We start from the raw sequence: 8,328 nt of genomic DNA, 5'->3' as shown, positions 1-8,328 counted from the left end.
GCCGGGGCGGCGGATGATCAATTCGTATGGGCCGACGGAGTCGACGGTGGTGGCGACCTGGACCGAGGCGCTTGAGGCCGGTGGTGGGGTGCCGCCGATCGGGGCGCCGATCCCCAACACCCGGATCTACGTCCTTGACGACCGCCTGCGGCCGGTGCCGGTCGGGGTGGCCGGGGAGTTGTATGTGGCCGGGGTCGGGCTGGCGCGGGGGTATCTGGGCCGGCCGGGGTTGTCGGCGGAGCGGTTCGTGGCGTGTGCGTTCGGCGCGCCGGGGGAGCGGATGTATCGCACCGGGGATGTGGTGCGCTGGCGGGCCGACGGGCAGCTGGAGTTCCTGGGCCGGGCCGACGATCAGGTCAAGATCCGCGGGTTCCGGATCGAGTTGGGTGAGATCGAGGCGGTGCTGCGTAGCCATGCCGAGGTCGGCGAGGCGGTGGTGGTCGCGCGGGAGGATCAGCCCGGGGCCAAGCGTCTGGTGGCCTACCTGGTGCCGGCCGCGGACATGGTGGATGTCGGTGCGGTGCGGGCGCTGGTCGCCGGCCGCCTGCCCGGCTACATGGTGCCGGCCGCGTTCGTGACCCTCGACGCGCTGCCGCTCAGCCCGAACGGCAAGCTCGACCGGCGCGCGCTGCCCGCCCCGGACTTCTCCGCCGCCGATACCGGCGATTTCCAGCCGCCGCGTACCGACACCGAGCGTGCCATCGCCGGTATCTGGGCCGAGGTCCTCGACACCGACCGGGTCGGCATCCACGACAACTTCTTCGAACTCGGCGGCGACTCCATCCTGAGCGCGCGGGTGCTCGCGCGGATCCGCGCGGTGCTCGGCGCTGACCTGTCTCCGCGCGCCATGTTCGACGCGCCGACCGTCGCCCGGTTGGCGGAACTGGTGCCCGACGCGTCTCAGGCACGCCACGACGACGCGATCGTCCCGGCGCCACGTGAGCAGGCCATTCCGCTATCGGCGACGCAGCGGCGGCTGTGGTTCCTGGACGACCTCACCGATGGCGGGACGGAGTACAACACCGGGTTCGGGCTGCGGCTGTCCGGCGCGCTCGACCTCGACGCACTGCGGGCGGCGCTGGACGGGCTGGCCGCCCGGCACGAGTCCCTCCGTACGACCTTCGCCGACGTGGACGGGCGCGGAGTCCAGGTGATCGCCGACGCCGGCGAGATTCCCCTGCGCATCGTCGAGCTGTCCACCCAGGACGAGGCGGCTCTGAACGATGCGCTGGCCGACGAGCTGAGCCGCCCCTTCGACCTGCGGCGCGCGCCGCTGACCAGGGCGGCGCTGGTGCGCCTCGCCGAGGACGAGCATGTGCTGCTGCTGTGCCAGCACCACATCGTCACCGACGGCTGGTCGGTCCGGCTACTCGTCGACGAACTGGCCGAACTGTACGCCGCCGCCGTACGCGGAACCACCGCCGAGCTACCGGCGCCGACGATCCAGTACCCGGACTTCGCCGTGTGGCAGCGCGAACGACTGGCCGGCCCCGCGGCGGCGGAACACCTCGCTGAGCACCTGGCGTACTGGCGGCACAAGCTCGCCAACCTCCCGGTACTCGAGCTTCCGACGGACCGGCCCCGGCCGCGTTTTCGCACCACGGCCGGCGCGATCCACCGTCGCGACCTGCCGGCCGACCTGGTCACGCGGCTCATGGCCGTGGCGCAGGAACGCGACGCCACCCTCTTCATGACCCTGGCCGCCGCGGTGCAGGTGCTGCTGGCGCGCTACAGCAATTCCGACGACATCGCGCTCGGTACCGTGACCTCCGGCCGCAACCGCGCCGAGTTGGAGAGCCTCGTCGGGTTCTTCGTCAACACCGTCGTGCTGCGCGCGAGCGTGGACGGGTCGCAGACGTTCGGTGACTTCATGGCGGACGTCCGGGAGACGGTCCTGGAGGCGTTCGCCCACGACGAGGTGCCGTTCGACCGGCTCGTCGAGGAACTCCAACCGGAGCGCGACCCGAGCCGTACCCCGCTGGTGCAGGCGCTGGTCGTCCTGCAGAACGCGATGGTGCGGCCGAGGCAGGCCGGTGGGCTGCGGATCGCCGAGCAGGACCTGCCCCGCCCGGCCGCCCGCTTCGACCTCGTCGTCGAGTTCCTGCCCAGGGACGGTGGGCTGAACCTCGCGATCGAGTACAACACCGATCTGTTCGACGCCACCACGATCGAGCGGCTGGCCGGACATCTGCACGTGCTGCTGGCCGCGATCGCCGCCGACCCGGACCGGCCCGTCGCGGCCCTGCCGCTGCTGACTCCAGCCGAGCGCCAGCGCGTACTCGTGGAGTGGAACGACACCGCGCGGCCCGTACCGTCGACGGTGCTGCCGGCGCTGTTCGAAGCTCAGGCGGCCAGGACGCCGGACGCCACCGCGGTGGTACACGACGGCGCGGCACTGTCCTATGCGGAGCTGAATGCTCGGGCGAACCGGCTGGCCCATGTCCTCGTCGAGCGGGGCGCCGGCCCCGAGCGGTTCGTGGCCCTGGCGTTGCCCCGCTCGCCCGACCTGATCGTGGCGCTGCTCGCGGTCCTGAAGTCGGGCGCGGCGTACCTGCCGATCGACCCGAGCTACCCGGCGGAGCGGATCGCTTTCATGCTCGGCGACGCGCGACCGGCGCTGGTACTGACGACGAGCGGCGCCAGCGACTCGGTACCGGACGTGCCCGGCGTCGACCGGCTGCTGCTGGACCGGACCGACACCGCGGGTCACCCGGCCGGCAACCTGACCAACGCCGACCTCACCGACGCCGACCGGGCAGGGCCGCTGTCGAGCGCCCACCCGGCGTACGTGATCTACACGTCGGGCTCCACCGGGCGGCCGAAGGGCGTCGTCGTCACCCACCAGACCGTCGTCAACCTCGCGGCCTGGGCGGCCCGGGACTTCGGCGCGTCGGGGCTGGCGCACGTGGTCGCGTCGACGTCGCTGAACTTCGACGTCTCCGTCTTCGAGATCCTCTGCCCGCTGCTGGCCGGCGGCAGCATCGAGATCGTGCCGGACGTGCTCGCGCTCGCCGAACATGCGACGACGGCGAGCCTGGTCAGCGGAGTGCCCTCGGCGTTCTCCCAGGTGCTGGCGCAGGGTGCCCTCGCGTTTACCGCCGACACCGTGGTCCTGGCCGGCGAGGCGCTGCCCGCGCACACGGTAGGCGACCTCCGGGCCGCGTTGCCGGGCAGCCGGATCGCCAACATCTACGGCCCGACCGAGGCCACGGTGTACGCGACCGCCTGGTACTCGGACGCCGGTCACCCCGATCGCACGCCACCGATCGGCCGGCCGATCGACAACACCCGGGCCTACGTCCTCGACGCCGCCCGGCGGCCCGTGCCGGTCGGCGTACCCGGCGAGCTGTACCTCGGTGGTCGCGGACTGGCCCGCGGCTATCTCGGCCGCCCGGGCCTGACCGCGCAGCGGTTCGTCGCCGACCCGTTCGCCGACCTGTACGAGGAGTCGGGCGCGCGGATGTACCGCACCGGAGACATCGTGCGCTGGAACCCCGACGGCGACCTGGAGTACCTCGGCCGGGTCGACCACCAGGTGAAGATCCGGGGCTTCCGCATCGAGTTGGGCGAGGTGGAGTCCGCGCTGCGCAAGCACGCCGGCGTCGCCGAGGCCGTGGTGGTGGACCGGCAGGAGGCCTCCGGGCACAAGCGCCTCGTGGCGTACGTCGTCCCCGCGCCGGGCTCGGCGGTGGACGTTGGGGCCCTGCGCGGGTTCCTGGGGGAGTCGCTGCCGGACTACATGGTGCCGTCGGCGTTCGTGACCCTCGAAGCCCTGCCGCTCAATCCGAACGGGAAGCTCGATCGCCGGGCGCTGCCCGCTCCGTCGTTCAGTGCCGCGACCGGGTACGTCGCGCCGCGTACCGAGGCCGAGCGGGTCCTGGCCGGGATCTGGGCCGAGGCGCTGGGGGTGGAGCGGGTCGGGGTCGAGGACAACTTCTTCGAACTCGGCGGCGACTCGATTCTGAGCATCCAGGTGGTGTCGCGCGCCCGGCCCGCCGGACTGCGGCTGAGCTCGAAAGACATCTTCCTCCACCAGACCATCGCGTCGCTGGCTGTCGTCACGGCTGACGCACCCGGGGCGGAACGGACCGATCAGGGGCCGGTGGTCGGCGAGGTGCCGTTGACGCCGATCCAGCACTGGCTGTTCGAGGTCGCCCCCGGTTCAGCGCAGCGGTTCGACCAATCCCTGATGGTCGAGCTTGTCGACGGCGTCGACGTTGCGGCGCTGCGTCACGCGTTCGCAGCGCTGCTGGCCCAGCACGACGCGCTGCGGATGCGGTTCGAACGCACAGTTGGCGGCTGGCGGCAGGTCAACGCGCCGGTCGAGCAGGTACGCCTGCTTGAGCAGCACGATCTGTCGGCGGTGGGGCCCGACGGCCAGTCATCGATTATGCAGAAGGTGACCGACGAGGTCCACGCGAGCTTCGATCTCGGGCGTGGTCCACTGCTGCGGGCGGTGCTGTTCGTGCGGGGCGCCGGGCTGCGTCCGGTGCTGTTCGTGGCGGTGCACCACCTGGTGGTGGACGGGGTGTCGTGGCGGATTCTGCTGGAGGACCTGGACCGCGCGTACGCGCAGGCGCTGCGCGGGGACCCGGCCGACCTGGGGTCGAAGACGACGTCGTTCAAGGAGTGGGCGCAGCGGCTGGCTGAGCACACGGCCGGCGGTGGGTTTGCCGATGAACTCGCCTACTGGGGTGCTAGCGGCGGTGACCCAACGGTGCCGGTCGACGGCGACGGCGCCAACACCGTCGCTTCGGCGCGGTCGGTGACCGTCCGGCTGGATGCGGCGGAGACGCGGGCGTTGTTGCAGGACGTGCCGGGGGTGTACCGCACGCGGGTCAACGACGTGCTGCTGGCGGCGCTGGGTCGGGTGCTGGGGTCGTGGATGGGCCGGGATCGGGTGCTGGTCGACCTGGAGGGCCACGGCCGGGAGGAGGAGCTGTTCGAGGGCGTGGACCTGTCGCGCACGGTGGGTTGGTTCACGAGCATGTTCCCGGTGGCGCTCGGCGTCCCGGGCGGCGATTGGGGCGTGGCGCTCAAGGAGGTCAAGGAGCAGCTTCGGGCGGTTCCGCACCGGGGCATCGGCTACGGCGCGCTGCGGTACCTGACCGAAGCGAGCGGACTTGCGAAGCAGCCGCAGGTCAGCTTCAACTACCTCGGACACTTCGACCCGCCGGCGGGCGACGGGCTCATCCGGTCCAGGTACGGCGAGCTGAGGCTGGCCGAGGACCCGGCCGCCACCCGGGCACACGTCCTCGACGTCGTCGGCCGGGTCGAGGACGGGGCCCTGGAGTTCACCTGGTTCTACTCGGAGAACCTGCACCACGAGGGCACGATCGGCGCGCTCGCCGAGCAGATGCTGACCGCGCTGCGGGAGATCATCGAGCACTGCGCGCAGCCGGGCGCCGGTGGCCGTACGCCGTCGGACTTCCCCCTGGCCCGTCTTGACCAGGCGGGCGTGGACCGGCTCGTCGGTGACGGCCACGCGGTCGAGGACGTGTACCCGCTGACGCCCACCCAGGCCGGCATGGTGTTCCACAGCCTGTCCCAGGGCGGGCAGGGTGCCTACTTCCAGCAGGTGACCTTCGTGCTTGACGGCGTGCCCGACCCGTACGCGCTGGGGGCGGCGTGGCAGCGGGTGGTCGACCGCACGCCCATCCTGCGCAGCCGGGTGGTGTGGGAAGGCGTCGACCGGCCGCTGCAGGTGGTGTGCCGTGAGGTCAGCGTGCCCATCACGTACCTGGACTGGAGTGACCAGCCCGAGACGGAGCGGAACGAGCAACTGCGCGCGCTGCTCGCCCGCGACCGGGCCGAGGGGTTCGACCTCGCCGCCGCGCCGCTGATGCGGCTGGTGCTGGCCCGGCTGTCGGAGACCGAGGTCCAGGTGGTCTGGACGTTCCACCACGTGCTGCTCGACGGCTGGAGCATCTTCGGAGTCCTCGCCGATGTCTTTGTCGCCCATACCGATGACGGCATATCGCCGAGCCGGCGACCGTTCCGCGACTACCTGCGGTGGATCGGCGAACGCGATCAGCGGGCGGCCGAAGAGTACTGGCGTGGCCTGCTGTCGGACCTGTCCGAGACCACCCCGCTGCCGTTCGACCGGCAGCCGGTGGAGGCCCACCACTCCGAATCCGGCGAGGGCCTGACCGTCGAGCTGCCGGCCGAGCGGTTTGCGCGCCTGCGGGAGGTGGCGCGGCAGCTCGGGCTGACGGTGAACACGGTGGTGCAGGGGGCGTGGGCGCTGTTGCTGTCGTGCTACAGCGGCGAGCGGGACGTGTGCTTCGGGACGACCGTGTCCGGCCGGCCGGCGGACCTGGCGGGCGTGGAGTCGATGGTGGGGATGTTCATCAACACCCTGCCGACCCGCGTTGCTGTCCACAGTGGCCAGAATCTGGTGTCGTGGCTGCGGGACCTGCAGGCACAGCAGACCGAGTCCCGCCGGTTCGACTTCCTGCTGCTGCCCCAGCTGCGCGAGTGGAGCGATGTGCCCGCTGGGGCCAACCTGTTCGACAGCATCGTCGTCTTCGAGAACTACCCGATCAACGACGAGGCCGCCGCGGCGCAGGGCCTCCACCTACGCGACCTCGGGGCGATCGAAGCCACCAACTACCCGCTGAGCGTCCTGGCCCGGCCGGCGCACGCCCTGACCATCCGGTTCGGCTATGACCCCGCCCTGTTCGACGTGGCCACGGTCGAGCGGCTGGCTCGCCACCTGGTGGTACTGCTGACGGAGATCGTCGAGAACCCTGACCGCGCGGTACTGGACCTGCCGCTGCTGACGCCAGCTGAGCGCCGGCGCGTACTCGTGGAGTGGAACGACACCGATTGCGAGGTGCCGGTGGGTACGGTGCCGGCGCTGTTCGCCGCGCAGGTACGCCGTACGCCGGATGCGCCTGCCGTGGTCTGCGGTGGGGTCGAGGTGAGCTATGCGGAGTTGGACGCGCGGGCCAACCGCCTCGCGCACCGGTTGATCGGGTTGGGGGTACGCGCCGAGCAGGTGGTCGGGCTGTTGATGGACCGCTCGGCGGATCTAGCGGTGGCGGAGCTGGCGATCCTCCAGGCGGGCGGCGTCTACCTGCCGCTGGACGCGCATGCGCCGGCTGCGCGGATGCGGCAGCTACTGGAGCGGACCGGCGCAGCGGTGCTGCTGACCGACCGCGCGTGGGAGGAGACCGCCCGCACCCTCCACGACCGCGACATCGTGGTGGTCGACACGGACGAGTTCCTGTCGGATGAACCCGCCGACCCCCCGGCGGTGGCGCTGCACCCGGACAACCTCGCCTACGTCATGTACACGTCCGGGTCGACCGGGGTGCCCAAGGGTGTGGCGGTGCGGCACCGGGACATCGCGGGGTTGGCGTTCGATCGGCGGTTTGCCGGCGGTGCCCATGATCGGGTGTTGCTGCATTCGTCGTTGGCGTTCGACGCCTCGACGTATGAGTTGTGGGTGCCGCTGCTCAACGGCGGCACGGTGGTGGTGGCTCCGCCGGCGGACCTGGAGGTGGAGACGCTGCGGCGGCTGATCTCCGAGCATGGGGTGACCGGGCTGTTCGTGACGTCGGGTCTGTTTAGGGCGGTGGCGCAGGAGGCGCCGGAGTGTCTGGCCGGGGTGCGGGAGGTGTGGACCGGCGGGGAAGTGGTGCCGGCCGGCGCGTTCCGCCGGGTGATGGCGGCCTGCCCCGATCTGGTGGCTGTCGATGTGTACGGGCCGACGGAGACCACGACGTTCGCGACGTCGTACCCGATGTCGGCGTTGGAGGCCGTGCCGGAGGTGGTGCCGATCGGGCGGCCGTTGGACAACATGCGGGTGTACGTGCTCGACGGTGATCTGCGGCCGGTGCCGCCGGGTGCGCCGGGGGAGCTGTGCATCGCGGGCGCCGGGCTGGCGCGGGGGTATCTGGGCCGGCCGGGGTTGACGGCCGAGCGGTTCATGGCCTGCCCGTTCGGCGAGGCCGGGGAGCGGATGTACCGCACCGGGGACATCGTGCGCTGGTCTGCCGATGGGGTGGTGCAGTTCGTTGGCCGCGCCGACGACCAGGTCAAGATCCGGGGCTTCCGCATCGAACTGGGCGAGATCGAGGGGGCGCTGCTGCGCCACCCTGGTGTCGCCGAGGCGCTGGTCGTGGTCAGGCAGGAGAGCGGCACCGGTCGCAAGCGGCTCGTCGCGTACGTGGTGGGCGCGGTGAATACCGCCGACCTGCGCGGGTTCCTGGGCGAGTCGCTGCCGGACTACATGGTGCCGTCTGCGTTTGTCACCCTCGAAGCCCTGCCACTCAACTCGAACGGGAAGGTGGACCGGCGGGCGCTGCCCGCGCCGGACTTCGG

Annotated in this window: 1 protein-coding gene; it reads left to right on the top strand. The window is 71.6% G+C overall.

What is annotated here, in order from left to right; translation table 11 throughout:
* Positions 1-13: 13 nt before the first annotated feature.
* Positions 14-8,328: non-ribosomal peptide synthetase (locus tag HC028_RS26625; protein WP_240940804.1), on the top strand; the 8,315-nt coding region annotated here is incomplete at its 3' end.

The organism is Planosporangium flavigriseum, assembly GCF_011947225.1.
GTDB classification, from domain to species: domain Bacteria; phylum Actinomycetota; class Actinomycetes; order Mycobacteriales; family Micromonosporaceae; genus Planosporangium; species Planosporangium flavigriseum.
The sequence above is the reverse complement of the archived record's forward strand: the minus strand, read 5'-3'. Positions and strand labels throughout refer to the sequence as shown.